The 25,299-nt window shown below is 63.5% G+C and carries 22 protein-coding genes and 1 tRNA gene; 10 read left to right on the top strand and 13 right to left on the bottom strand.

Annotated elements, in window-relative coordinates; all coding sequences use genetic code 11:
- The first annotated feature begins 61 nt into the window (after positions 1 to 61).
- The 3 genes from ASC48_RS05915 (at position 62) to ASC48_RS05905 (ending at position 3,996) form a co-directional block, all read left to right on the top strand.
- Complete coding sequence (locus ASC48_RS05915) at positions 62 to 550, top strand: (2Fe-2S)-binding protein (RefSeq protein WP_055454883.1); 489 nt, start codon at positions 62 to 64, stop codon at positions 548 to 550.
- Positions 551 to 748: 198 nt separating this feature from the next.
- Positions 749 to 3,112, top strand: a complete 2,364-nt coding sequence (locus ASC48_RS05910) for a xanthine dehydrogenase family protein molybdopterin-binding subunit (RefSeq protein WP_055454882.1) — start codon at positions 749 to 751, stop codon at positions 3,110 to 3,112.
- An 86-nt stretch (positions 3,113 to 3,198) separates the two neighbouring features.
- A complete protein-coding gene (locus ASC48_RS05905; protein WP_055454881.1) occupies positions 3,199 to 3,996 on the top strand; it encodes an FAD binding domain-containing protein in 798 nt (265 codons plus the stop codon).
- Positions 3,997 to 4,322: 326 nt separating this feature from the next.
- On the opposite strand, the gene ASC48_RS05900 is transcribed toward ASC48_RS05905, so the two are convergent.
- The 5 genes from ASC48_RS05900 to ASC48_RS05880 all read right to left on the bottom strand — a co-directional run bounded on the left by ASC48_RS05900 (position 4,323) and on the right by ASC48_RS05880 (position 9,087).
- Positions 4,323 to 5,417: a methyl-accepting chemotaxis protein gene (locus tag ASC48_RS05900; protein WP_055454880.1), complete on the bottom strand. Its 1,095-nt coding sequence runs from the start codon at positions 5,415 to 5,417 to the stop codon at positions 4,323 to 4,325.
- 11 nt (positions 5,418 to 5,428) lie between these two features.
- Positions 5,429 to 5,653 carry a hypothetical protein gene (locus ASC48_RS05895; protein WP_055454879.1) on the bottom strand — a complete coding sequence of 75 codons (225 nt, stop codon included), beginning with the start codon at positions 5,651 to 5,653 and terminating at the stop codon, positions 5,429 to 5,431.
- Positions 5,650 to 5,895, bottom strand: a complete 246-nt coding sequence (locus ASC48_RS05890; protein WP_055454878.1) for a hypothetical protein — start codon at positions 5,893 to 5,895, stop codon at positions 5,650 to 5,652. The genes ASC48_RS05895 and ASC48_RS05890 overlap by 4 nt, the downstream gene beginning before the upstream one ends.
- A 514-nt stretch (positions 5,896 to 6,409) precedes the next feature.
- The gene (locus ASC48_RS05885) at positions 6,410 to 8,125 is read right to left on the bottom strand and encodes a methyl-accepting chemotaxis protein (protein ID WP_055454877.1); all 1,716 of its coding nucleotides are present in this window, start codon (positions 8,123 to 8,125) and stop codon (positions 6,410 to 6,412) included.
- Between the two features lie 197 nt (positions 8,126 to 8,322).
- The gene (locus tag ASC48_RS05880) at positions 8,323 to 9,087 is read right to left on the bottom strand and encodes an SDR family NAD(P)-dependent oxidoreductase (protein ID WP_055454876.1); all 765 of its coding nucleotides are present in this window, start codon (positions 9,085 to 9,087) and stop codon (positions 8,323 to 8,325) included.
- 141 nt (positions 9,088 to 9,228) lie between these two features.
- On the opposite strand from ASC48_RS05880, the gene ASC48_RS05875 reads away from it, so the two are divergent.
- The 5 genes from ASC48_RS05875 to pheT all read left to right on the top strand — a co-directional run bounded on the left by ASC48_RS05875 (position 9,229) and on the right by pheT (position 15,327).
- The gene (locus ASC48_RS05875) at positions 9,229 to 9,465 is read left to right on the top strand and encodes a (2Fe-2S)-binding protein (RefSeq protein WP_019963466.1); all 237 of its coding nucleotides are present in this window, start codon (positions 9,229 to 9,231) and stop codon (positions 9,463 to 9,465) included.
- A 32-nt stretch (positions 9,466 to 9,497) separates the two neighbouring features.
- Positions 9,498 to 9,983 carry a bacterioferritin gene (bfr, locus tag ASC48_RS05870; protein WP_050474555.1) on the top strand — a complete coding sequence of 162 codons (486 nt, stop codon included), beginning with the start codon at positions 9,498 to 9,500 and terminating at the stop codon, positions 9,981 to 9,983.
- 188 nt (positions 9,984 to 10,171) lie between these two features.
- Positions 10,172 to 11,209, top strand: coding sequence for a M42 family metallopeptidase (locus tag ASC48_RS05865; protein ID WP_055454875.1), 1,038 nt, complete (start codon positions 10,172 to 10,174; stop codon positions 11,207 to 11,209).
- A 545-nt stretch (positions 11,210 to 11,754) separates the two neighbouring features.
- The gene (pheS, locus tag ASC48_RS05860) at positions 11,755 to 12,837 is read left to right on the top strand and encodes a phenylalanine--tRNA ligase subunit alpha (RefSeq protein WP_055454874.1); all 1,083 of its coding nucleotides are present in this window, start codon (positions 11,755 to 11,757) and stop codon (positions 12,835 to 12,837) included.
- Positions 12,838 to 12,909: 72 nt separating this feature from the next.
- Positions 12,910 to 15,327 (top strand): phenylalanine--tRNA ligase subunit beta, encoded by a 2,418-nt coding sequence (gene pheT / locus ASC48_RS05855; RefSeq protein WP_055454873.1) that lies wholly within the window; start codon positions 12,910 to 12,912, stop codon positions 15,325 to 15,327.
- Between the two features lie 124 nt (positions 15,328 to 15,451).
- Here pheT and pabB read toward each other — a convergent pair whose 3' ends face one another.
- From pabB to ASC48_RS05825, 6 genes are all read right to left on the bottom strand, one after another.
- Entirely contained in the window at positions 15,452 to 17,248 is a 1,797-nt protein-coding gene (pabB, locus tag ASC48_RS05850; RefSeq protein WP_055454872.1) for an aminodeoxychorismate synthase component I, read from the bottom strand.
- Positions 17,249 to 17,386: 138 nt separating this feature from the next.
- Entirely contained in the window at positions 17,387 to 18,361 is a 975-nt protein-coding gene (locus ASC48_RS05845; RefSeq protein ID WP_055454871.1) for a zinc metalloprotease HtpX, read from the bottom strand.
- A 70-nt stretch (positions 18,362 to 18,431) separates the two neighbouring features.
- A complete protein-coding gene (locus ASC48_RS05840) occupies positions 18,432 to 19,955 on the bottom strand; it encodes a methyl-accepting chemotaxis protein (protein ID WP_055454870.1) in 1,524 nt (507 codons plus the stop codon).
- Positions 19,956 to 20,197: 242 nt separating this feature from the next.
- A complete protein-coding gene (locus tag ASC48_RS05835; RefSeq protein ID WP_055454869.1) occupies positions 20,198 to 20,842 on the bottom strand; it encodes a hypothetical protein in 645 nt (214 codons plus the stop codon).
- Positions 20,842 to 21,528, bottom strand: coding sequence for a peptide-methionine (S)-S-oxide reductase MsrA (gene msrA / locus ASC48_RS05830; protein ID WP_055454868.1), 687 nt, complete (start codon positions 21,526 to 21,528; stop codon positions 20,842 to 20,844). The genes ASC48_RS05835 and msrA overlap by 1 nt, the downstream gene beginning before the upstream one ends.
- Positions 21,529 to 21,592: 64 nt before the next feature.
- Positions 21,593 to 21,883, bottom strand: a complete 291-nt coding sequence (locus tag ASC48_RS05825; protein ID WP_208975568.1) for a hypothetical protein — start codon at positions 21,881 to 21,883, stop codon at positions 21,593 to 21,595.
- Between the two features lie 387 nt (positions 21,884 to 22,270).
- On the opposite strand from ASC48_RS05825, the gene ASC48_RS05815 reads away from it, so the two are divergent.
- Positions 22,271 to 22,360, top strand: a tRNA-Ser gene (locus ASC48_RS05815).
- 266 nt (positions 22,361 to 22,626) lie between these two features.
- Here the strand turns inward: ASC48_RS05815 and ASC48_RS05810 are convergent.
- Positions 22,627 to 23,343, bottom strand: coding sequence for a M48 family metallopeptidase (locus ASC48_RS05810; protein WP_055454865.1), 717 nt, complete (start codon positions 23,341 to 23,343; stop codon positions 22,627 to 22,629).
- On the bottom strand, positions 23,340 to 24,986 hold the full coding sequence (locus ASC48_RS05805; protein ID WP_244270013.1) for a type I restriction enzyme subunit R domain-containing protein: 1,647 nt from the start codon (positions 24,984 to 24,986) through the stop codon (positions 23,340 to 23,342). The genes ASC48_RS05810 and ASC48_RS05805 overlap by 4 nt, the downstream gene beginning before the upstream one ends.
- Positions 24,987 to 25,022: 36 nt before the next feature.
- Between ASC48_RS05805 and ASC48_RS05800 the strand changes: the two genes are divergently transcribed.
- Positions 25,023 to 25,299: IS3 family transposase (locus tag ASC48_RS05800; protein ID WP_017998925.1), on the top strand; the 277-nt coding region annotated here is incomplete at its 3' end.

Genomic DNA, 25,299 nt, shown 5'->3' with positions numbered 1-25,299 from the left:
GAACATCTTTTAGCCCGCTGGTGACGCGACCAGAGAACGGGACCAATTGAGGGAGGTATGAATGGCAAAAGTATCAATGACTGTGAACGGCAAGAAGGTCTCGGCAACTGTCGAGGACCGGACCCTGCTCGTTCACTACCTGCGCGAGGCGCAGGGCCTGACAGGCACCCATGTGGGCTGCGACACGTCCCAATGCGGGGCCTGCGTGGTGCATGTTAACGGCAAGGCCGTGAAGTCCTGCACCATGCTGGCCGCACAGGCGGAAGGGGCCACGGTGCTCACCATCGAAGGCCTCGCCAATGGCAACGAGCTGCATCCCGTGCAGGCGGCCTTCCGCGAGCATCATGGCCTGCAGTGCGGTTTCTGCACCCCCGGCATGATCATGGCCGCCGTGGACATGATCGAGCGGCATGGCGCAAATCTGGATGAGGCCACCATCCGCCACGAGCTGGAAGGCAACATCTGCCGCTGCACCGGCTATCACAACATCGTCAAGGCCATCAAGGCGGCCGCCGACCAGATGGCCGGCCTGCGGGCGGCCGCAGAGTAGATCCAGGCCCGTGCGGCGATTGAGCCCCTCAAGGCGCCGCAGAGCATCCCCATCCGTGCGGACGCGAAACCTGCACGGCACACGACAAGCCGGAGGGCTGGACAAGATGCCGTGAGGAGGCGGCGTCCGGTCCTGCGGAACAAGGAAACGGCCTGCGGGCAAAGGCCTTGCAGGAAACCTGTCTGAGGGAGTTATGCCATGGGAGTTCAAGGCATTGGCGCACGTGCGCTACGCAAGGAAGACAAGCGCTTCATCACCGGCAAGGGCCGGTACACCGATGACCTGACCGCGCCGCGCATGACCTATGCGGCCTTCGTGCGGTCGCCCCATGCCCACGCCCGCATCACCGGCATCGACGCCAGCGCCGCGCTGGAGATGGAAGGTGTCGAGGCGGTACTGACCGGCGAGCAGCTGGTGGGGGATGGCGTCGGCAACCTGATCTGCGGCTGGATGATCCACTCGCGCGACGGCAGCCCGATGAAGATGGGCGCCTGGCGGGCGCTGGAGCCGGAAACCGTGCGCTATGCCGGTCAGGCGGTGGCCGTTGTCATTGCCGAAACACTGGGCCAGGCCCGCGATGCGGCCGACGCGGTTCTCGTGTCCTATGAGGAGCTGCCGGTGGTGACCGATCCGGTCGCCGCCCTTGAACCGGGTGCGCCGCAGCTGCACCCGGAAGCGCCGGGCAACCTGATCTATGACTGGGTGATCGGCGATGAAGCGGCCACCAATGCCGCCTTCGAGAAGGCTGCTCATGTGACGCGGATGGACATCACCAACAACCGGCTGGTGCCCAACCCGATGGAGCCGCGCGCCGCGCTCGCCGACTACGACACAGCCGAAGAGCATTTCACCCTGTACACCACCTCGCAAAACCCGCATGTGGCGCGTCTGGTGCTCTCCGCCTTCTACAACATCGCACCCGAGCACAAGCTGCGCGTGATCGCACCGGATGTGGGCGGCGGCTTCGGCTCGAAGATCTACATCTACCCGGAAGAGATGGTTTGCCTGTGGGCTTCCAAGCGCACGGGCCGTCCGGTGAAATGGGTCTGCGACCGCACGGAAGCCTTCCTCACTGACGCCCATGGCCGCGACCACCGCTCTCATGCGGAGATGGCGCTTGATGCCAATCACAAGGTCATCGGCCTCAGGGTCAGCACGGTGGCGAACCTCGGCGCCTATATGTCGCTGTTCTCCTCCTCCGTGCCGACTTATCTCTACGCGACGCTGCTCTCCGGCCAGTATGATATCCCGGCCATCCACTGCAACGTGAAGGCCGTCTATACCAACACCACGCCGGTCGATGCCTATCGTGGTGCAGGACGGCCTGAAGCCACCTATCTGATCGAGCGCATGATGGAGACGGCAGCGCGGGAGGTCGGGCTCGACCCGGCCGAATTCCGCCGCCGCAACTTCATCCGCAGCTTCCCGCATCAGACGCCCGTCATCATGTGCTACGACGCGGGCGACTATGACGCGACGCTGGATGCCGCGCTCAAGGCCATCGACTATGCCGGTTTCCCGGCCCGCAAGGCGGAAGCGGCCCGCAAGGGCAAGCTGCGCGGCATCGGCCTGTCCTGCTACATCGAGGCCTGCGGCATCGCCCCGTCAGCGGCCGTCGGCTCGCTGGGCGCAGGCGTCGGCCTGTGGGAATCTGCGGAAGTGCGGGTCAACCCGGTCGGCACAATCGAGGTGCTTACCGGCTCGCACAGCCATGGTCAGGGTCACGAAACGACCTTTGCCCAGCTCGTCGCTGAGCGCTTTGGCGTTGATACGGACACCGTGTCCATCGTCCATGGCGACACGGACAAGGTGCAATTCGGCATGGGCACCTATGGCTCGCGCTCCGGCGCGGTCGGCATGTCTGCCATCGTCAAGGCGCTGGACAAGGTGGAGGCCAAGGCCAAGAAGATCGCTGCCCATCTGATGGAAGCGGCGGAAGGCGACGTGGTGTTTGAAGGCGGCGAGTTGAAGGTGGCGGGCACGGACAAGTCCCTGCCCTTCTTCCAGGTGGCACTCGCCGCCTATACCGCCCACAATCTGCCGGCCGGCATGGAGCCGGGGCTGAAGGAAGGGGCGTTCTACGATCCCACCAACTTCACCTTCCCGGCCGGCACCTATGTCTGCGAGGTGGAAATCGACCCGGAAACCGGCAAGACCGCCATCATCAACTTTGTGGCAGCGGATGACTTCGGCAAGATCATCAATCCGATGATCGTGGAAGGCCAGGTGCATGGCGGGTTGACGCAGGGCATCGGCCAGGCGCTGCTGGAAAATGCCGCCTATGACGAGGGCGGCCAGCTTCTGACCGGCTCCTTCATGGATTACGCCATGCCGCGCGCCGATGACGTGCCGTCCTACACCTTGCTGACGACCGAGACCATCTGCCCGGGCAACCCGCTCGGCATGAAGGGCTGTGGCGAGGCCGGTGCCATCGGCTCGCCCCCGGCCGTCATCAACGCCATCACGGATGCCCTCGGCATCCGCGACCTTGCCATGCCCGCCACGCCCCAGCGGGTGTGGGAGGCGATCCGCAACGCCCGCCAGCCTCTGGCGGCTGAGTAACCTGACACAAGCGGGACCGGGCGCGCCAGATGGCTGCGCCCGGCCCTGCCCTCTGCTGACGCTTTCCTTTGAGGAGACCGAACAAGATGTATGAGACAAGCTATCACCGGGCCGCGTCGGTCGCCGAAGCGGCCAGCCTGATCGCCAAGGCGGATGACGGCAAGCTGCTGGCCGGCGGCCAGACCCTGATCCCCACCATGAAGCAGCGCCTTGCCGCGCCGAGTGACCTCATTGACATCGGCCAGATTGCGGAGCTGCAAGGCATCACCGAAAGCGGCGGCACGCTGCGTATCGGTGCAGGCACCAAACATGCGGATGTGGCCGGTTCCGATCTCGTCCGCCGCCTGATCCCAGGCCTTGCCAGCCTTGCCGGCGGCATCGGCGATCCGCATGTGCGCCACATGGGCACGATTGGCGGCTCCGTTGCCAACAACGACCCGGCAGCGGACTATCCTTCCGCCGTGCTGGCGCTGGATGCCACCGTCCACACGGACAAGCGCGACATCGCCGCCGCAGACTTCTTTGTGGGCATGTTCGAAACGGCGCTGGAGGACGGCGAGATCATCACCGCCATCAGCTTCAAGGTTCCGGAAAAATCGGCCTACGCCAAATACCCCAATCCGGCCTCCCGCTATGCCATGGCCGGCGTGTTCGTCGCCCGCCACAAGGATGGCTCGGTGCGCGTCGCCGTCACCGGCGCTGGTCAGAGCGGTGTGTTCCGGGCAGAGGCGATGGAAGCTGCCCTTGCGGCCAAGTGGTCGGCAGATGCGGTGGCAGGCATTGCCCTTGAGGCGGACGGCATGCTCTCCGACATCCACGGCTCTGCCGAGTACCGGGCAAACCTCGTCACCGTCATGGCCAAACGCGCTGTTGCTGCGGCCTGAGGCAAGGTCGAAGCGGGGCACTGCCCCGCTTCACATTCCTGCGGAAGAGAAACGGACAGCAAGGCACACGAGGCGTCACCCCGGGCCGAACGCAGTGAGGACCTGGCAACTGTTTCATTGATGCTGGAAAAGATGAGCAGTTTCAGAGTTTTACTTCTCTGACTGAGGCCTTTCATTTCCCCTCCCCCTTGAGGGGAGGGGGTGAAACGCCGTGCGGGGTAAACAACGGCTGCCACCTTGTCGCGCTGCCCTGAAATTCTTTCAGCACGATGTGTGCATGCAATAAGCGGCCTCGGAGAGCGAGGAGGCGGCTTCCTCCCCCTGTCTCACGCCGCCGCCACTTCGGCGAGGAAGCGGCCGACTTCTTCCTTGAGCATGCGCGTCTTGCTGTTCAGCTCCTCTGAAGCGTCGAGCAGCACATCGGCGGAGATGCTGGTTTCGGAAACGGCGTTGGACAGTTCCTGAATGTTGCCTGCGACAGCCGAAGAGCTGTCCGCCACCTGCCGCACGCTGCGGGAGATGTGCGAGGTGGCCGAGTTCTGCTGGGTCATGGCCGATGCGATGGCACCCGTGTAACTGTCCACCTCAGCCATGGTTTCGCTGATGCCGGTGATGGCAGCCACCGAGTCGCTGGTGGCATGCTGGATGGCATTGACCTGTGCGGCGATTTCTTCGGTTGCCTTTGAGGTCTGGTTGGCGAGTTCCTTCACCTCGGAAGCCACAACGGCAAAGCCCTTGCCGGCCTCCCCGGCCCGCGCCGCTTCGATGGTGGCGTTGAGGGCGAGCAGGTTGGTCTGGGCGGCAATGGCCTGAATGAGGGTGATCACCTCGCCGATCTTGGCCGCCGCTGCCGCAAGACCGTCCACCTTGGCGCTGGTTTCCTGCGTGGCATGCGTTGCGCGATTGACCACCTGGGTGGTGCGGGAGACCTGATTGCCGATTTCCTGCACGGACATGGACAATTCTTCGGCCGCCGCAGCCGCGCTGTCCATACCGGCCAGCGCCACTTCCGAGGCAACGGCCGTCTGGCTGGCGCGTTCCGAGCTTTCGCGGGCGATGACGGCAAGGCGCTGCGCCGTCCTGTCCAGATTGCCGGCCGTGCTGCCGACAGATGCGATCAGGTTCTGTGCGGTCGTGCGGAAGCCGGAAATCAGCGCATCCACCTTCTGCTGGCGCGCCATGCTGACAGCCTGGCCGGCGGCCTGCTCCTGCTCGACTCGCAGCCGCTCCACCGCATTGGGGTCCGTATCGCCCATATCCGCAACGAAGCTGGTGGTGTCCGTCTTCACGCTGGAGATCGAGCCGGAGATTTCGAGCGCCTGCTGCCCGATCCGGGTCAGGGCGGCCAGTTTCTGCTGCAGGCCGTTGGCATCATCCAGTGCCCGGTCCAGCGCGCCATAGATGGCAAAGCGGGCTTCCATGATCTGGGTCGTCAGGACGCGGTCCGGTCCGCCACTTCCCTCTTTTGGCCCATGCGGTTGACGAGGCTGGTTTCATCCAGCATCACAGGCAGAACTGCGTGCAGGGCGGTGGCTTGCTCAAGCAGCCCCGTCTGCACGACCTTGAACCGGGAGCCTTCACGCTTTTCAGCCTGGCTCTTGATCGTATCGAGCGTTTCGCCGATCTGGGCACGCAGTTCCGGAGTGACTTCGCTCAACTTGAATTCAGCCCCATGCCGAACATCGGCTGCAGGAAGGCCTCGCGTGCGGCCGAGAGCGCCTTTAGCCCGGTGATCGTGGCCAGTGCCTCATCAGTGATCTCGCTGCGCTGCGAAAGCCCCGTCAGCGTGAAAATGCCGAGACCGCCGACAAGCGCAGTCAGAACCAGAATCGCACCAAACCCGCCCCAGACCTTGTACAGGAACGAGAGGTTGGTGAAGGAAAGGGATAGTCTGCCCATGATGTCCGTTTGCTCCGAAGAATTTTATCTTCCGGTGCACTGGATCAATTCATTGAATGAACCGGATCTTAATCCGGCGGCCGAATATCATGAATTTTACATGAAATTCATGCCTTTATATGCGCATATTGATTTAAACACAATGAGAATAGTCGCCTTAATAATCACATAAATTTTGACAATAATATTTTCTATTTCAGATTTATGATCAAAACGTACAAATATGAAGAAAAATGAGAAAATAAAACCTACTCAACACCCCGAATGGTGTCCGCGTACAGCCCTGAACGCGCCGCATTTACTTTTATTGATAAAATACTAATATTTTATTTCTGACGGGCTGCCGGCCGATATTGCACCGCAAAAAGAAACCGTATCTCTCCTGTCCGGTGCAGCATCCACAGCTTTGCAAAATAGACTGCGCCCGACGCGACCCTCAAAACGAAAGGCCCGCAATTATATCGCGGGCCTCATCTGGTGGAAATTTATCTCCGGGAGCGATTGAAAGCCGGAATCAGGCCGCCGCCACCTCCGTCAGGAAGCCTTCGATTTCCCTGCGGAGCAGATCGGTATGGCTCGCCAGATCGGCAGAAGCGCCGAGCACATGATCGGCGGATTCAGCCGTGTGATCGACCGTGCGGGCCAGTTCGTTCATGTTGCCCGCAACCGACTGCGTGCCGGCGGAAGCCCTCTGCACATTGCGCGAGATTTCCGAGGTCGCGGCGCCCTGCTGCTCGACGGCAGAGGCAATGGCGGAGGTGTAGCTGTTGACCTCTTCCATGGTGCGGGTAATGGCGCCAATGGCATCAACCGCCTCTTCGGTGGCCGACTGAATGGCGGCAATCTGCGCGGCGATCTCTTCCGTTGCCTTGGAGGTCTGGTTGGCCAGCCCCTTCACTTCAGCCGCCACGACCGCAAAACCCTTGCCGGCTTCGCCGGCGCGGGCGGCCTCGATCGTGGCATTCAGTGCCAGCAGGTTCGTCTGCTCGGCAATGGCCTGAATGAGTGTCACCACTTCACCGATTTTCGCCGCAGATGCCGCAAGGCTTTCAACCTTCTGGTTGGTCACCCGGGTGCCTTCGGTCGCCTTGCCGACCACGCCTGTGGTCTGGCCAACCTGACGGCGGATCTCGCCGATGGAGGCGGACAGCTCCTCGGCGGCGCTGGCCACCGTCTGGACATTGCCACTGGTTTCGTGAGTGGCAATTTCCGTATCGCTGGCTCGCGCTGCACCGGCGCGGGCAAGGTCAGCCAGCTTGCTGGCCGTTCCCGTCAGCTCCTGCGCCGTTTCCCCTGCTGCATTCAACATGGACTGGATCTGCTGGCGGAATCTGCCAATCAGATCCTCCATCCGCTGCTGGCGTTGCTGACGCTCCTGCCCAGCGCTTGCTTCAGCTTCGGCAAGGCGGCGCCGCTCAAGCGAGCTCTGGCGCAGGGTTGCGACGGCCTTTGCCATCGTGCCGATCTGGTCGGTCCGCTCTGTAAAGGGCACATCCGCCTCAAGGTCGTCCGCTGCGATCTCGTGCGTCACTTCCGCCAGTTTCGTGACCGGGGCCAGCAGATGCCGCGATGCGAACACGGCCACACCGACAGCCACCAAAAGAACCGGCAGCACGGCCATGGCCAGACGGGACATCATCGTGTCGACACCGGCCATGATCTTCGTGCGCTCAACGCCCGCATAAAGGACGCCCACCGGCGCGCCGCCGGAACCGATGACCGGCGCATAGATGGTGAAATAGGGTTTGCCGAGGATAACCGCTTCACCGCGGTAGATCTGCCCCTTCATCACCACCGGATAGACCGCGCCGTTCTGGCCCAGCGGGGTGCCAACCGCCCGGTTGCCATCCGCCTTGATGATGTTTGTCGTCTTGCGGATGAAGTCCCGCTGCTGCGCATCCCAGACGAAGACTGTCGCCGTCTCACCCGTCATCCGGCCAATCGTGTCGATCATCGCGTGGTCTGCGAATTCAGGAATGGCATCGGCCTGGATGCGGCTGACGTTGCCATCCGCGGCCCATGTCACTTTCACGCCGGGCACATCCCGCTCCAGAATGGTAGCGGCAATGCGCAGACTGGTGTTCTGCTGGGCCACAGCGTCATCCGCCGCACCACTGACCATCACCGAATAAACGATCGTTCCGACGACAACGAGCGAGGCGGCGACCATGAGGCAGCTGGTGATGGCAAGGGCTGCCGAGATACGCAAACGGGAGAAGGGGTTCTTCATCGGAAAGGCCTATAAGGAGTAATACTAAGGCCACTATCCTTTAGTCTATTTAACGTTGCGTAAAAATCGATAACGTTTGTTTCAAAATCGCACACACGCAGAACTGAACCCACAAATGAGGGATAATCCGGGGACTTGCGTATTATTACGCAAATATCCTGGTATTTTCACCATGACGAATACGATGAAGGCCAGCCCTAGACATGCTGCCCGCCATTGATGTGGATCTCTGCACCCGTGACATAGGAGGAAGGACTGCTGCAAAGAAAGTGAATTGTATCAGCAACTTCAGCCGGCTGGCCAAGGCGGCGCAGAGGCAGGCCGTCCACCAGTTTTTCCGTTCCCGGAGACAGGATCGAGGTATCGATCTCCCCCGGCGCAATGGCGTTGACCCGGATGCCATGCGGCCCGAAATCCGCCGCCATTTCGCGTGTCAGCGAGGCCAGTGCTGCCTTTGAAGTGGCATATGCGGTGCCGGCAAAGGGATGCACCCTGACGCCTGCAATCGATGTGACATTGACGATGGAGCCCTGCGCGGCCTTCAATTCCGGAAAAAGCCCCCGCGCCAGAGTGATGGGCGCGAAGAAGTTCACCTGGAACACCTGGTGCCACACGTCAAGCGGCGTGGAGAAGGAATCCAGCCGCTGACCACCCTTGTCCTTGGGGCTGATGCCGGCATTGTTGACCAGTGCGTCGAGACGCGACCCATCGGCCTTCAGCCGGCTGCGGATTTCCTCGATGGCACCGGCAAGGCTCAGAGGATCGGCAAGATCCACCTCGATGTGATCCTCCGGCCCGGACGGCCAGGGGCATCTGTCCGAAAAGGGATGGCGCGAGCAGGTGATCACCCTCCAGCCATCGGCAGAAAAGCGCTTCACCGTGGCATGGCCAATGCCCCGGCTAGCCCCCGTGAGCACGAGAACGCGGCGGGCCGCGGAGGCAGATGTGACAGCTTCACTCATGATTGGCCTTTGACGGAAAGATGCACTAGATAAAGTTGACTTGGCATGGAAACTTTAGTTTATCCCGCCGGTCGCGTGATAGCCAGATGGTCCATGAGTGGCCCATGGCAAGCTGTGCCGTAACCCAGACAAGTCCGGTTCATGATCATCTGTTCCTGCAATGTGTTGTCCGACAAGCAGCTGCGTCAGGCGGCGGAGGAGATGCGCGCAGATCCGGACGCCCGGCTGCCCACGCCCGGCGCCGTGTTCCGCAAGCTCGGCTGCCGGCCGCGCTGCGGCGGATGTTTCCCGAATGTCATTGATATCATTCACCAGAATGCCGATAAGGCTGTAACAAAAGCGGCAACGCCACTGGAAGGCGAACCAGAAGACCGCTAAAACTGACAAGCACCACTGAGAGAGAGGCTGCCATGAAGGGCGATACCAAGGTCATCGAATATCTGAACAAGGCCCTGCGCCACGAGCTGACGGCCGTCAACCAGTACTGGCTGCATGGCCGCCTGCTGGAAGACTGGGGCTTCACCAAGCTCGCCAAGAAGGAGCGCGAGGAATCCATCGAGGAGATGCAGCACGCCGACAAGCTGATCGAGCGCATCCTCTTCCTCGAAGGCCACCCGAACCTGCAGACGCTGGACCCGCTGCGCATCGGCCAGTCCCTGAAGGAATGCGTCGAATGCGATCTGGCCGGTGAATATTCCGCCCGCGCCCTCTACAAGGAAGCCCGCGAAGTCTGCCACGAGGCCGGTGACTATGTGACCATGGCCCTGTTCGAGCAGCTGATGGGCGACGAAGAGAGCCACATCGACTTCCTCGAAACCCAGCTGGAACTGATCGAGCGCATCGGCATCGAACGTTACGGCCTGCTGCAGGCAGAGCCGGCGAACGCTGCCGAATAAGGCAGGCGGAACTCCACTGAATGTTTCAACCCCGGTTCCGGCCTGCGCCGGTGCCGGGGTTTTGCTTTGAACCGGGCAGCGAAAAGACGCGCCGGCCGGCAGGCCTGCCGTCCAAAGGCAGGGACTTCCGTCTCTCTCCGGCATGACCTAATCTGAAGGCGTCAAATCACCTTCGGGAACCTCTTTCCATGAATATCGACCTGCTCCGCCGCCTTTGCGAAACTCCGGGCGTGCCCGGCCATGAGCACCGGGTCCGTGCCCTCATCGAAGCCGAGATCAAGGATCTCTTCGACGAGGTGCGCACCGATGCCATGGGCTCGCTGCTGTGCCGGCGTGATCCGCGCAAGAAGTCCAAGTCGCCGCTCAAGGTGATGCTGCTCTGCCACATGGACGAGATCGGCTTCCTCGTCTCGCATGTGACGGACAAGGGCTTCGTCCATGTGCACCCGGTCGGCGGCTTTGATCCGCGCAACCTCTTCTCCCGCCGCGTGCTGGTGTCGACCGACAAGGGCGACTTCAAGGGCGTGATGAATCCCGGCGGCAAGCCGGTGCACATCTCCTCGCCGGAAGAGCGCAAGAAGGTGCCGGAGCCGGATGAATTCGTCATCGACATGGGGCTTGGCGAGAAGACGAAGGACATCGTGCGCATCGGCGACATGGTGACCATGGACGAGCCCTTCCTCGAAATGGGCGACAGTATCGTCTCCAAGGCGCTGGATAACCGCATCGCCTGCTGGCTCGGCATCGAGGCGATCCGCGCACTTGGCAGGGCCAAGCATGAATGCGAGATCCACGTCGCCTTCACGGCGCAGGAAGAAGTGGGCCTGCGCGGCGCCCGCACCGCCGCCTATGCCATCAAGCCGGACATCGGCCTTGGCATCGACGTGACGCTGGCCTGCGACACACCGGGTGTGCCGGAACAGGACCGCACCACGGTCATGGGCGGCGGCTTCGGCCTGCATGTGAAGGACGGTTCCTTCATTGCCGACCGCGCGCTGGTCAGCGAGATCGAGGAGCTGGCCATCAAGGAGAAGATCCCCTACCAGCGCACCATGCTGCGCTCGGGCGGTCAGGATGGCGCAGCCGCCCAGCAGGCCGCCGCAGGGGCACGTGCCGTCGGCATCGTCGTCGGCACCCGCTACATCCACACGGTCACCGAAATGATCGCCCGCAAGGACCTGGAAGCCGCCCGCGACATCATCGCAGCTTACCTCAAGAGCATCTGATACCAAGGCTTTCGATGCTGACGCATCACGCCTTGAGATTGCTCAAGCGCCGCACAGGCTTAACCAACTCTCCATGAGTCAAGCTCATCGAGAGCGGATTTGATCCAGAGCGAGCCGCAGTGTTGAAGCGCTGCGGCTGGTTCTTTGGCCAACAGGCTTGCCATCGGGTGGCGGGCACGTATACTCGCGCTGCTTCCAAACCGGACTGCGGGATCAACGGCCGTGACACTGGCACCTTGCATCGCAAACATGACTGGCACCGCGCATGAGCTTTGCGCGCGCCGTTTTGCCGTGCGCCGTCTCCGCAACACCGCCGCGCAGGGCTCTGCCTGCGGACGATTTAGCCGCTCGGCCTGAGCCGGGCGCACGCAGCTTTTTCGCACCTGCCCAGCTTCCGGCCGCCATCAGGCCTGCCGCCCGCCACATCCCTGTGGCATGGCTGTGGCATCGCCTGCCTTTTCTGCTAAAAGACCCGCAATCCTTGCATTCGCCTCAAGCCCGTGGCCCGCTCCGGCGGCCACAGCCAACCAACGACCGAAGAGCTCATGTCCGATATCGACAGCCTGTACTCCGAGATTTCCGCAGCCATTGCTGCGGCGGCAACCGAGGCCGCCCTTGAGGAGGTGCGCATTGCCGCCCTCGGCAAAAAGGGCAGCATCTCCGAATTGATGAAGACGCTGGGCTCCATGAGCCCGGAAGAGCGCCAGAGCAAGGGCCCGGCACTGAACAGCCTGAAGACCCGCGTCACCGGCGAAATCACCGCCCGCAAGGAGGTGCTGAAGGAAGCTGCCCTTGAGGCGCGCCTGGCCAGCGAGCGGGTGGACGTGACCCTGCCGCTGCGGGCCGCCCCTGCCGAAACGGGCCGCGTGCATCCGATCGCGCAGGTGATCGACGAACTGACCGCCATCTTCGCCGACATGGGCTTTGCCGTTGCCGAAGGCCCGGACATCGAGACGGACGAACTGAATTTCACCGCGCTGAATTTCCCGCTCGGCCACCCGGCCCGCGACATGCATGACACGTTCTTCTTCAACCCGAAGGAAAACGGCGAACGCCTGCTGCTGCGCACCCACACCTCGCCGGTGCAGATCCGCACCATGCGCTCGCAGACCCCGCCGATCCGCGTCATCATCCCTGGCCGCACCTACCGTTGCGACAGTGACCAGACCCACACGCCGATGTTCCATCAGGTGGAAGGCCTCGTCATCGACAAGAGCAGCCACATGGGCCACCTGAAGTGGATCCTCGAAGAATTCTGCAAGGCCTTCTTCGAGGTGAACGACATCAAGATGCGCTTCCGCCCGTCGTTCTTCCCCTTCACCGAACCGTCCATGGAAGTGGACATCCAGTGCGACCGCTCCGGCGCTGAGGTGAAGTTCGGCGAGGGCAACGACTGGCTGGAAATCCTCGGCTGCGGCATGGTGCATCCCAATGTCATCCGCAACTGCGGGCTGGATCCGGACGAGTATCAGGGCTTTGCCTGGGGCATGGGCATCGACCGCATCGCCATGCTGAAATACGGCATGCCGGACCTGCGCGCTTTCTTCGATGCCGATGTGCGCTGGCTGAAGCACTACGGCTTCCGCCCCCTCGACCTGCCGACCCTGTTCGGCGGCCTGTCGAGCTGAGACCTGATTTTCTGACTGCGCCGGGCGCCCCTTCGGGCGGCAGCCAGGCGGCAACAAGATGAGATTGCACCGATGAAATTCACCCTGTCCTGGCTCAAGGAGCATCTGGAGACCGAGGCAACGCTGGACGAGATCGTCGAGCGCCTGACCATGATCGGCCTCGAAGTCGAGGAAGTCACCGACCCGGCGGCCAAGCTCGCGCCTTTCCGCATCGCAAAGGTCGTCTCCGCCGAACAGCACCCGAACGCGGACCGTCTGCGCGTGCTCAAAGTGGACAATGGCTCCGGCACCCTGATGCAGGTGGTCTGCGGCGCGCCCAATGCCCGTGCCGGCCTTGTCGGCGTGCTGGGCCTGCCGGGCGACTATGTGCCCGGCCTCGATGTCACCCTCTCCGTCGGCAAGATCCGCGACGTGGAAAGCTTCGGCATGATGTGTTCCGAGCGCGAGCTGGAGCTGTCGGAAGAGCACAACGGCATCATCGACCTGCCGGAAGATGCGCCGGTGGGCATGTCCTATGCCGATTATCTCGGCCTCAATGATCCGGTGATCGAGATCGGCCTGACGCCGAACCGTCCGGACTGTACAGGCGTCTATGGCATTGCCCGCGATCTGGCAGCGGCCGGCCTTGGCAAGCTGAAGGAGCGCAAGATCACCCCCGTGCGCGGCAGCTTCCCCTGCCCCACGAACGTGACGCTCGACTTCGGCGATACGGAAGCCCTGTGCAAGGCCTTCGGCCTGCGGCTGGTGCGCGGCGTGAAGAACGGCCCCTCGCCGAAGTGGATGCAGGACCGGCTGAAGGCCATCGGCCTGCGCCCGATCAACGCGCTGGTGGACATCACCAACTACATGACCTTCGATCAGGCCCGCCCGCTGCATGTGTTCGACGCGGCCAAGGTTGCGGGCAATCTGGTGGTGCGCCGGGCGAAGGAGGGCGAGGAAATTCTCGGCCTCAACGGCAAGACCTATCAGCTCGACGGCAGCATGTGCGTCATCGCCGATGACAAGGGGGTCGAATCCCTTGGCGGCATTCTGGGCGGCGAGCACTCCGGCTGTGACGAGACCACCGTCGATGTGCTGATCGAATCCGCCCTGTGGGACGAGAACGGCATTGCCCGCACGGGCCGCAAGCTCGGCGTCAACACCGATGCGCGCTACCGCTTCGAACGCGGCGTTGATCCGGACTTCATGATTCCTGGCCTTGAGATGGCGACGCAGCTGGTGCTCGACCTGTGCGGCGGCGAGGCGTCCGAACTCGTCACCGCCGGCACCGTGCCGGAGAACGTGCGCATCATCGAATTCCCCTATGCGGAAGTGAAGCGCCTGACCGGGCTGGAGATTTCCAAGGTGGAAATCAACATGATCCTGAAGGCGCTGGGCTTCTGGGTCACCGGTCAGGGCGATGTAGTGCGTGTTGCCCCGCCGAGCTGGCGTCCGGACATTGAAGGCAAGGCGGACCTTGCTGAGGAAGTGGTGCGCATCGCCGGCCTCGACCGTGTGGCCCCGGTGCCGCTGCCGCGCTCTGGCTCTGTCGGCGCCAAGGTGCTGACCACCAGCCAGGTCCGCCGCTCCCGCGCCCGCCGCACGCTGGCCGCGCGCGGCATGGACGAAGCGGTCACCTGGTCCTTCATATCCAAGGATCAGGCGGAAGCCTTCGGCGGCGGCAATCCGGCGCTGGAACTGGCCAACCCGATTTCGGCTGACCTTTCCAACATGCGCCCCAGCCTGCTGCCGGGCCTCATCGCCGCAGCCCAGCGCAATGCCGACCGCGGCTTTGCCGATGTGGCGCTGTTCGAGGTCGGCCAGATCTTCGTCGATGACACGCCGGAAGGCCAGCGCATGGTGGCTGCCGGCATCCGCCGCGGCACGGCCAAGATGACTGGCGGCGGCCGCCACTGGACGGGCGCAGCCAGCAGCGTTGACGTGTTCGATGCCAAGGCCGACGCGGAAGCCGTGCTCGCCGCCATCGGTGCCCCGGTGGACAAGCTGCAGGTCTTCACCGATGCCCCGGGCTGGTTCCATCCGGGCCGCTCCGGTGCGCTGAAGCTGGGTCCGAAGGTGGCGCTGGCCGTGTTCGGCGAAATCCATCCGCGCACCCTTGGCCTGATGGATGCGGAAGGCCCGATGGCCGGCTTCGAGATCCATTTCGACGCCGTGCCGGAATCCAAGGCCAAGTCCACCCGCTCCAAGGGCGCGCTGGATGTGGCCGATCTGATGCCGGTGCGCCGCGACTTCGCCTTCTTGGTGAATGCGGATGTGAGCGCCGACAAGCTGCTGAAGGCGGCAAAGGGTGCTGACAGGGTGCTGATCAGCGACGTGACGCTGTTCGACATCTATGAAGGCGCAGGCGTTGGCGAAGGCAAGAAGTCGCTCGCCATCGACGTGACCCTGCAGCCCAAGGTCAAGACGCTGACGGAAGAGGAGATCGAGGCCGTGGCGAAGAAGATTGTCGCTGCCGTCGAAAAGGCCACCGGCGGCACGCTGCGCGGCTGACCAGAATAGCTGATGAACCTGCAAGGCCCCACCGGAGACCGCTCCGGCGGGGCCTTTTGTTTTTGACAAACGGCCTCAAGTCCTCACAAAACAGCCTTGTGCATAAGCTCATAGGCAGGAAATCTCAGGCTTTTTCCTCAGGAAGCACCAGCTGCACCCGCACGAGGCCGCGCAGGGAGTTGCCTGCATAGACAGGAGCGCCAGAGAAGAGATCGGCGCGCGTCAGATCGGCTTCTGCCGCCAAGCGCTTGTCCAGCAGCGCGGCCCGCAGCGTGCCGGGCAGCACGCCATGCTTCAGTGCGGGCGTCAGCAAACGGCCATTGCGGGCAATGAAGAGGTTGGTGAAGCTGCCTTCCGTCAGGAAGCCATCCTCGTTCTCGAACAGAATCTCCTTGAACCCTGCCGCTATCGCTGCCTTGAGGCTGCCGTCATAAAGCGCGCGGCGGGTGGTCTTGTGGAAGAGGAACCGGTCCTCAGCCGAAGTGCGCGTGGACGCGAGGGTGACGGGCCAGACTTCGCCCGCTGCCGTGGGCACGAAATCCGCATGGGTGAGCGTTACGGTTCCATCTGCCGCCAGCAGCAGCCGCACCCGCTGCGGCCCCGTAAAGCCCTTGGCCAGCTCCTCAAGCTGCGCCTCGATACCGCCCGGATCGCAAGCAAAACCGAAGTAGCTGGCGCTGTCTGTGAGCCGCGCCAGATGCCGGGCGAGCAGCAGATAGCCTTCCTCCGGCGTCCAGCCCAGCGTCTCGATCAGCTCGAAACTCTCGTCCGGCGCGGTCAGAAAGCGCAGCTTCAGCAGGCATTCGTCATATTCGGGCGAAGCGCCGGAATCGAACACCACGCCCGAGCCGATCCCTGCCTCGCCGGTGCCGTCCTCTTTCAGCACCAGCGTGCGGATGGCAACGTTGAAGCTGAAATCACCGGAGGGCGCGATGGCGCCGATGGAGCCGGTGTAAACGCCGCGCGGCCCGGTCTCCTGCGCCCGGATGATCTGCATGGCGCTGAGCTTCGGCGCGCCCGTGATCGAGCCGCAAGGAAACAGGCCTTCGATGATGGCGGGAAGCTCCATGTCCGGCAGCAGCCGGCCGGAGACGCCGGTGACCATCTGGTGCAGGCTGCGGTAGCGCTCCACCGCAAAGACATCATGCACGGCAACCGAACCGGCCTCCGTCACCCGCGACAGATCGTTGCGCATGAGATCAGCGATCATGACATTTTCCGCCCGCTGCTTCGGGTCGCTGGCGAGCCTTGCCGCAATCGCGGCATCTTCCGAAGTATCACGCCCACGCGGGGCGGTGCCCTTCATCGGCCGGGTGCGCAGCGCCTTGCCCTTGCGCTCCAGAAACAGCTCCGGCGACAGGGAGAGGATGGCCCGGTCTTCCAGCTTGATGAAAGCTGCATAAGGCACCGGCTGGCGGCGCAGCAGCCGGGCAAACTGCGCTTCTACCGGCCCATGATGGGCAAAGCGGGCGCGCATGGTGAGATTTGCCTGATAGATATCCCCCACCGCCAGATGGTGCTGCACGGCGGCAAAAGCCTCAGCATAACGCGTCCGGTCCATGTCGTAGGTGAAGCCGGAGACAGACGCCTCTGCCCCGACGGAAGCCTTTGCCAGCAGCGCAAAGACATCTGCCAGCGCCAGGTCCTGCGGCGCATCAAACAGGCCGAACCAGGCCAGCAGTTCACCCGTATCCTGATGGCCTGCCATCAGCTTCGGCTCGAAGGCAAAGCCGAATTCATAGGCGAAGAACCCGGCCAGATGCGCGCCGTCTTTCCGGGCTGCTTCAAGCTGTGCCAGAAACGCCGGAACCTCCTGTACTGCGCGGCAGGCGAGCACACGGCGCGGTGCGGAGAATAACGTCGCCCTGCCCGTCTTCAACGCATCGACCAGCAGCACCGTGCCGGCGGGCAAGGGCGTCAAGAAGTATCCGGGATCTGTCGCGTAAGTGCCGGTCAAGGGAGCATCCGTCTGGTATGGAGGCGGATACATGCCGCGCCCATCCCGCAAGGGCAAGCCCCAAAGCGGCATTCCATCCCGCTTCTGCGTCAGCCGGCAGGCTCAGTACCACACCCCAAGCCCGCGGGCGCGGAAGCGCGGCTTGCCGATATCGGGCACGAAGGACCTTCCGGCCACCGGTGCGCCGTGATCGAAGACCAGCGGATCGCCATGGAACTTCAGTTCGCGCAGGCGCTGTACCCGCTCCTCGGTCTTCGGGTGGCTGCGCAGGATCGACGGTTCGGGGATGCGCGCGCCCGGCAGGGCCATCGCCTCCCACATGCGGCCCTGCACCCGTTCCAGCTTCATCAGGGCAAAGGCAAGGCCGTCCGGGTCGCCGGTCAGTTCGGCAGCGCCCAGATCGGCATCAAACTCCCTTGTGCGCGACAGCGCCAGCTGCAGCAGCGTGCCCACGGTGGGCGCGGCCATCAGCAGAACGATCAGCACCCACGGCACACCGGCACCGCCCGCGATCATCGACGGGATGTGAAAGAAGAACAGGAACAGGCCGACGAAAGACATGGAGGAGGTGAGCCGCGCCACGATATCGGCCAGCGCCATCACCCGCACATCGCCGTTGCGGATGTGGCTGACTTCATGCGCCATGACGCCCGCAAACTCGCGCAAGGTGAGCCCGCGGATCAGCCCGTCCGTCACACAGATGGCCGCCTCCTCCGCCCGGCCCACGGCAAAGGCATTCATCATCCGGCTCGGCACGTAATAGAGCTTCGGCACCGCCGGCAGGCCCGCCCGGCGGGCGAGTACCGTCAGCACCTGATGACCCTCGGGAAACACATGTTCCGGCAGATGCCGCGCCTTGTAGAGCCGCAGCACCAGCGCGGGCGACACATTCATCGCCCCGTAGAGCATGAAGCCGCCGCCGCCCAGCGCCCACAACACGCCCGTCTGCCCGCCCAGCACATAAGCGCAGACCACAAGAAGCATCAGGCTGCCTGTGGCAAGCAATGCCGTATGCAACCGGTTTTCAAACCCGCGCCGCTGCCGCAGCGCCGCGTCAAGGACTGTGTTCTGGCTCATGAAGAATAGGTAGGCGCATCGGCTGCCGAAGTCATCCCCTGACGCCAGTCACCCGCGCGGAGGCCTTGCCTCATGCGGCGAAGGCGCCGTGGGCTCTGCCGTCCTCGGTTTCCAGCGCATCGCGCAGCTTTGCCGCCTGCGCTTCCAGCTCGGCCAGTCCCTGCTGCAGCGACGAGGCCGAGGCGCCGAGGCTGGCCGTCAGCGCAAAGAGGGCCCCGGTCTCTCCGGCAAGGCGGCTGTTGCCATCCAGCACATCGCGGGCGGTTGCCTCGAGGCGGGTGGCCGTTTCTTCCTGTGCGGCGATGGCACGGGCAATCTCTGCCGTGTTTTCATCCAGCGTGCCCATGACGGACGTGATCCCGCCGATGGCCTCGACCGCGCCCTTCGTCTCCGCAGCGATGGCGTTGATCTGGGCGGTGATGTCGCTTGTGGCCTTGGCCGTCTGCGTGGCGAGATCCTTCACCTCAGAGGCAACAACGGCAAAGCCGCGCCCGGCAGCCCCCGCACGGGCTGCCTCGATGGTGGCATTGAGCGCCAGAAGATTGGTCTGCCCGGCGATGGCCTGAATCATGCCCACCACTTCGCCGATGCGCCCCACAGAACCGGCAAGGCTGGTGATGCGCTGGCTGGAGACTTCCGTTCCCCGTGCCACCTCGGAAATGGCGCCCGATGCCCCCGCCACCTTGCGGGCCATGTCGCTGACAGAAGCGGCCAGTTCGCCCGAGGCAGTGGCGATCATCTCGATCCGGCCTGACGTGGCGCTATTGGTACCGCCCAGCCCGGCGCTGCCTTGCGCACCCTCTCCGATGCGTGCGGCCAGCGTTGCCGCCTGACGGCGCAAATCCGAGATCTGGCCCGAGATCAGCGCAAGGCCGGTTTCCAGTTCAGCCCGTTTCAGAGCAGAGGCCGCCGCCAAACGCGGCTCTGGAAGCAGCACAGGGGCAGCAGAGCCAAGGGAGACAGGTAAAGGCAGGGCAGGCACGGAGGGTTCCGGCCGGCGCGCCATCGCCAGTTCCGCCTCCAGCGCACTGATATGCCGCTGAGCATCAGCCAGTTCGGCATTGTCCGCCTGCTCAAGATGCTGAAGATGCGCGAGGAAGCGGCAGAGCGCGCCCGTAAACAGGCCTACCACAGCCACATAGGCCAGCACCTGCGGCCAGCCGCTGCCTTCCGGCGGGACGGCCCAGGGGTAAAAGCCCGCGGCCAGAACATGCAGCGCAGCGCTTGCAGCGCCATAGGCCGCGGTCATGCGCCAGTCCAGCCCGGCCGCCAGCACCGCCAGCAGCAGCACGCCGTAAAGCTGCGCCAGGTTCTGCCAGGCGGTGAAGGCCGGGTCATCCGTGAGGGAGGCCATCAAGAGAAGCGACAGGCAGGCCATGACGACGGACGCGGCCATGCGGGCCGCCGTGCCCTGCTCCGCCCGCAGCCAGAGAGCCGTGGCGCAGGCCCCCAGAATGAGCGCCGCGCCCGAGACCATGGAGGCAGAGGTCTGCGGATTGAACCAGCCAGCCGCCGTCACGGCCAGAACATTGGCCCAGAGGAAGAACATCAGCAGCCTGAAGCCTGCAGCACGCAGGCTGTCGTAGCGGATCATGCCGTTCTCGCCTTCAGCGCACCCTCCGGGCTGCGCTCGCAGCAGCCGTCATCCGGCAGCGGTTTTCACAAGGTTAGGGCGGGGAAAGGCTGACGGCACCGCCAGCCGGACGAAACACACGCCCCAGCCAAGGTAACGCTAGGCTGAACATGCTTAACGATGTGTGAATACAAGGCAAACTGCAAGCGGGCGAAGGCAGGATTTACCGGCTGGCTGCAGCGTCCGTCCTTTGTCTCATCCCCTCAAGGACCCTGCACAGCCCCGGCCGTGGCCACGGCCTCTGCCTCGGGCAGAAGCCCGGCCCAGGCCAGCACATGCTGGAGGAGCGCGATCTGCGCCTGCCGGCGCTGCCAGCGGGCTTCCGCCTCACCTTCCTGCTGCAACGGGGCGTCCTGCCTTTTCGTCTCGTCAGCTGCCTTGCGCCGCAGCTTGCGCAGATAGGCCTTGCAGCGGGCCTCATCCGCCTGAAACGGCGCCAAAGACACCGCATCCCCCTCGCAGCGGCGCAGCAGCGCGTCTGCCGCTGCCGAAAGCTCCGCCAGAACCGCAGGGCCGGGTGCCGTTTCGGCGGCCAGAAGGCGTGCCAGATGCTTCATGGCGCGGGAGGCGGCCTGCAGCCGGGCTGCCCGGGCCGGATAGGCTGGCCCCATGGCCTTGCGGAAGACCTTGAGGCACCAGCGCGCTTCCCTGAGTTCCCGGCGCGCGGCAGCGACGGCCGCCCGGTCCGGCTGCCCCTTCAGCGCCGCACGCGCCGTGATCACCCCGCCAAGAATCATCGCCCGCAGAATGACGCCCGGCGGCGCGCCCCGGGGCGCTGCCAGCCCGTTCTGCGGGCTGCCGGTCAAAAGGTAAGTTCCACCTGCAACGTCCCGGGTGCGGTCCAGCATCAGGCCCCGCTCTCCTCTGCGCTGTCCGGCAAGGCAGGTGCAGGGGAACAGACGACGCCCGTGCCGCGCAACCCGCAGTAGCCATTTGGATTCTTTGCCAGATATTGCTGGTGATAGTCCTCGGCAAAATAGAACGGAACGCCGGTGGCCAGTTCCGTGGTGATGGCGCGTGTGTGCCCGGCCGCCCGCAGATCGCGCGCATAGGCCGCGCGCGAGGCCTCCGCCTCAGCCAGCGTGGCCTCATCCGGCAGATAGATCACCGAACGGTATTGCGTGCCCACATCATTGCCCTGACGCATGCCCTCGGTGGGGTCATGCCGCTCCCAGAAGAGCTTCAGCAGCGCGGCCAGCGGCAGAACCCTGGGATCATGCACCACGAGCACCACCTCCGCATGGGCCGTGCGGCCGGTGCAGACCTCGTTATAAGTCGGGTTCGGCGTGTGGCCCCCGGCATAACCGGCCGCTGTGACATGAACGCCTTCAAGGCTCCAGAAGGCCCGTTCCGCCCCCCAGAAACAGCCCATGCCGAAGCAAACGGCCTGCATCCCCTCCGGCCAGGGCGGTGTCAGCGGACGGCCCAGCACCGCATGCGGCTGCGTCAGGCGGACAGGCTCTGCCCGGCCCGGCAAGGCCTCGGCCGCCGTTGGCAGAACGAATTTCCGGCTCAGCATGGTCATGAAGGACATGTCTTGCACTCCCTGTGAGACAGATGGCGGCGGCCCAGCCGAAACAGGACAGCCTTTCAAGGCATCAGATGATCTCGCGGCGCGTGCGGGCGGAGCCTGCCGCCAGCAGCAGATAGGCTGCAGGCATCGCCACCGCCCAGACGGGCAGGGACAAGACGGCGCCGATCACCCAGTCCCACGCCCAGGATCCCACATGGGTCACGACAGCCTTGCCGGCAAGGGCGAGGCTTTCGGCGGAAAACTCGGCCCAGACTTCTGCCAGCGGCGTGAAGGAGAAACCGGACGCCGCCACGGAGCGGCTTCCATCTACCACCGCTGCGACCACGGCAACACCGAGCAGAAAGAATCCAGCCAATCGCAACACCAGGCGCAAGAGGACAAACATGCGTCCAGAGCCTCCCATTTCCAGGGCCTGGCACTGCGGCCACCGGTCCGGTGTGGCCTCGCCTGATGCCCGCAGCCCAGCCTCACTGCTTTTTTCAGATTTTGCTGCAAAAGACCATCCCGCAAAGCAGATGAAGCTGCCACGGCAAAGTTTTCCCCGGCCCTGAGGGCTCTGCACCCCGCCTGAACACCTTCAAAAGACCGCAGCTTTCCGCCATTTTCTGCGGCATCCCACGCCCCTTTGCGGCCCCGAGGAAGCAACGCTCTGAAAAGCTGGAAAAAATTTGCCGCTGGTCCTTGCACTCCGCGTCCATCTGGGTATATTCCGCCCACTCCAAGCGGCAAGCCCGCTGCGGACGGACAGGTGGCCGAGTGGTTGAAGGCGCACGCCTGGAACGCGTGTATACGGGAAACCGTATCGAGGGTTCGAATCCCTCTCTGTCCGCCACTTGCCCCAGCGAAAGCGTTCTCCCGATCCGGCTCCGGCCGGATTTTTCCGTTGTTTTCGAGGGTTATGCGGGCGGGGCTGAGCACCGGCGTCGGCGCCAGGCGGCCCGGAAGTGGTTTCTCTCGGTCGGTATTCTCCAAACCTCATGACTGCGCCATTTTGGTGAATTTCTCATAAGCCTCTGTAGACATTTGAGAAATTCAAGCCTTTGAAATTGCTTGTATTGGAGTCGCGTTTGCTTCTGCCGCGACCGGGTTCGGAAGTTCTCAGGCCATGGCCCGTTCCAGTCTCTGCTTCCGGCGCTCCCAGTCGGGCATCACCTTGTCGAGGAGATCGAAGAAGGCTGCCCCGTGATGGGGTTCGGCCACGTGGCAGAGTTCGTGGGTGATCACGTAGTCGATGGCATCGACCGGCGCCTGCACGAGGCGGCGGTTCAGTAGCAGACGTCCGGCCGGTGACATGGACCCCCATCGCTGCCGGGTCTGACGTACGATGAGACCCTTCGGCCTGAATGCCTCGGGGTCCGGGAACAGACCGAGACAGAGTTCGATCCGTTCCGGAAACTTGATGTGAGCCCGATCGCGGTACCATGCCTCGACCAGTTCGCGTGTCACCTCTGGCCTCGTCGGCCGGTGAGTCTGCACGACGATGAAGCCGCGGATCAGCTTCACGCTTTCCTGGACATGCGGGACGACCTTCAGCCGGTACTGGCGCCCCAGGTAAAGATGCGTTTCTCCGGCGACGAACCGGCGCTCCGGCGTCCGCGGTAGGAACTGGGAAAAATACCTCTGCTGCCGCGTCACCCAAGCGGCGCGCTTCCGCAACTTGGCTTCGATCGCGTCGAGCGTTGCATCCTCCGGGGCCGCGATCACCACCGACGCATCCGGCTCGACGGCGATCTCCAGTGTCTTCCTCGGGCGGCGGACGATTTCGTATTGGATCTCCCGCTCTCCGTACTGCAGGCAATGCAATTCCCGCGTCATGCTGCGAACCGGGCCCGGGCGAGGTCCATGATCTTCAGTTCGAGATCGTCGAGCACCTCCACAGGGAGGTCGATGCCCTTCTCGTCGCGAAGAACGTCAAAGAAGTAGTCATCGATGGCATTGCGCAGATTGTTCTGAGCCACCTCGTTCGACCAGATGTCCACGATCAGGTGGGACTTGATGATGTCGATGATCTGTTGAGCGATCGCTGCGGCATCGTCGCCGGCTACCAGCTCATCGCCTTCGGTCTTCAGCTGACCGTCCAGGATCCCGAAGAACGCCTGCGCATCCTCATCGCCCCGGATGCTTTCCGGAACATCGCGGCCGCGATCCTTGCGTGCAACTTTGCTCGCGAGGTCCACGACGCTGTTCAGGTATTCGCGCTCGGACAGCCGCTTCTCGCGGTAGGCGCGGATGGTCTCTTCGAGCAGCTCGGAGAACTGTTTGTAGAACGTCGGGTCCTCATCCATCTTCTCGGTGATCGCCCGCCGGGTCGCGCTGGCGATGCGATCGGCCCTCGAGGCCTCGGAGACCCCCGTCTCTTCGACGACGGCCTTCAGCGCGTCGGGATCGTTGATGTTTACCACCTCGATGATGGTCTCCGCCGGCATTGCCACGACGTGGTCATCAAGGAGCTTCTGGATCTTCGGCTCGAACTCGCGGACATCGACCGTCTCCTGGTAGCGGAGCTGGACCGAGCGCTTGAGTTCGGAGAACTGCTTCCAGTCGCGTTTCAGGGCATCGATCTTGGCTTCGTCGAAGACATCGAACAGCTTGTCGGATGAGAGCGAGATGTGCAGGCACCGGCTGAATGCCTTGAGGCGCGCATAGAACTCGTGGCGCAGCGCCTCGTCAGCGAGGTGCTGCTCAAACTGCTCCATGTCCTTCTTGTTCCGCACCGGCTTGAAGAGGTCCCAGAGCTGGTCGTGCAGCTGGGGCAGCTTGCGGATCTCCTCGCGGACATCGTGCACCGTTCCGGCGAGATCCGCGGCCTCGTAACCTTCGAAGGCGCTATAGGTCGTCAGGGCGCTGTCCAACTCGCCCAGCAGCCCCTCGTAATCGACGATGAAACCGAACTGCTTCTCCGTGCCGCCGTCCTCGTAGAGACGGTTCACGCGCGCAATCGCCTGGAGGAGATTGTGTTCCTTCAGGGACTTGCAGACGTAGAGCACCGTGTTCCGGGGGGCGTCGAAGCCGGTGAGAAGCTTGGAGACGACGATCAGGATCTCAGGATCGCCGGAGCCCTTGAATGCATCGATGATCTGGCGGTTGTACTCCTCCTCGGTCTTGTACTTTGCCATCATCTGCGACCAGAAGCGGCGCACGAGGTCCTTGGATTCCTGGTCGACCTCCTCGTTGCCTTCGTTCTCGTCCGGAGGCGAGATGACGATCGCGCTCGAGACGTGGCCGATTTCGTCGAGAACCTCCTTGAAGCGGACTGCTGCGGCCTTCGAGGGGGCAACGAGCTGCGCCTTGAAGCCGGTCCCCTGCCAGTGCTGGCGATAATGCTCGGAGATGTCGAAGGCCTTGGCTCGGATGGCTTGGTCGGTCCTCGACAGCGCGTCCATCCGGGAGAACTTGCGCTTGAGGTCGGCCTTCTGGCTGTCGGTGAGCCCTGATCCACCCCCATTGAACGGGTCCACCTTGAAGTATGGTTTTGACCCTGAAGGAGGACCACAATGGCAAACAAGCGACACAAGCCCGACGAGATCGTCACGAAGCTTCGGCAGGTTGAGGTTTTGCGCGGCCAAGGCATGGCGATGGCGGATGCCGTTCGCCAGATCGGCGTTTCCGAGCTGACGTTCTACCGGTGGCGTAAGCAATATGGCGGCATGAGCCGTGACCAGCTTCGGCAGTTGAAGGATCTCCAGAAGGAGAACGAACGGCTTCGCAAGGCGGTGGCGGATCTGACGCTGGACAAGCTGATCCTGACGGAGGCTGCGCGGGGAAACTTCT

It is taken from the genome of Pannonibacter indicus (assembly GCF_001418225.1).
Classification (GTDB): Bacteria; Pseudomonadota; Alphaproteobacteria; order Rhizobiales; family Stappiaceae; genus Pannonibacter; species Pannonibacter indicus.
This window is presented reverse-complemented; position numbering and strand designations above follow the sequence as displayed.

Excerpts from the sequence above, each read along its gene's own strand:
- ASC48_RS05835 (WP_055454869.1), bottom strand. The coding sequence starts at position 20,842 with ATGCTGGACCGCACCCGGGACGTTGCAGGTGGAACTTACCTTTTGACC.
- ASC48_RS05865 (WP_055454875.1), top strand. The coding sequence starts at position 10,172 with ATGAATATCGACCTGCTCCGCCGCCTTTGCGAAACTCCGGGCGTGCCC.
- ASC48_RS05900 (WP_055454880.1), bottom strand. The coding sequence starts at position 5,417 with ATGGAAGCCCGCTTTGCCATCTATGGCGCGCTGGACCGGGCACTGGAT.
- ASC48_RS05905 (WP_055454881.1), top strand. The coding sequence starts at position 3,199 with ATGTATGAGACAAGCTATCACCGGGCCGCGTCGGTCGCCGAAGCGGCC.
- ASC48_RS05810 (WP_055454865.1), bottom strand. The coding sequence starts at position 23,343 with ATGACGCGGGAATTGCATTGCCTGCAGTACGGAGAGCGGGAGATCCAA.
- ASC48_RS05840 (WP_055454870.1), bottom strand. The coding sequence starts at position 19,955 with ATGATCCGCTACGACAGCCTGCGTGCTGCAGGCTTCAGGCTGCTGATG.
- ASC48_RS05915 (WP_055454883.1), top strand. The coding sequence starts at position 62 with ATGGCAAAAGTATCAATGACTGTGAACGGCAAGAAGGTCTCGGCAACT.
- ASC48_RS05885 (WP_055454877.1), bottom strand. The coding sequence starts at position 8,125 with ATGAAGAACCCCTTCTCCCGTTTGCGTATCTCGGCAGCCCTTGCCATC.
- ASC48_RS05880 (WP_055454876.1), bottom strand. The coding sequence starts at position 9,087 with ATGAGTGAAGCTGTCACATCTGCCTCCGCGGCCCGCCGCGTTCTCGTG.
- ASC48_RS05875 (WP_019963466.1), top strand. The coding sequence starts at position 9,229 with ATGATCATCTGTTCCTGCAATGTGTTGTCCGACAAGCAGCTGCGTCAG.
- ASC48_RS05910 (WP_055454882.1), top strand. The coding sequence starts at position 749 with ATGGGAGTTCAAGGCATTGGCGCACGTGCGCTACGCAAGGAAGACAAG.
- ASC48_RS05845 (WP_055454871.1), bottom strand. The coding sequence starts at position 18,361 with ATGAGCCAGAACACAGTCCTTGACGCGGCGCTGCGGCAGCGGCGCGGG.
- pheS (WP_055454874.1), top strand. The coding sequence starts at position 11,755 with ATGTCCGATATCGACAGCCTGTACTCCGAGATTTCCGCAGCCATTGCT.
- pheT (WP_055454873.1), top strand. The coding sequence starts at position 12,910 with ATGAAATTCACCCTGTCCTGGCTCAAGGAGCATCTGGAGACCGAGGCA.
- bfr (WP_050474555.1), top strand. The coding sequence starts at position 9,498 with ATGAAGGGCGATACCAAGGTCATCGAATATCTGAACAAGGCCCTGCGC.
- ASC48_RS05890 (WP_055454878.1), bottom strand. The coding sequence starts at position 5,895 with ATGGGCAGACTATCCCTTTCCTTCACCAACCTCTCGTTCCTGTACAAG.
- msrA (WP_055454868.1), bottom strand. The coding sequence starts at position 21,528 with ATGTCCTTCATGACCATGCTGAGCCGGAAATTCGTTCTGCCAACGGCG.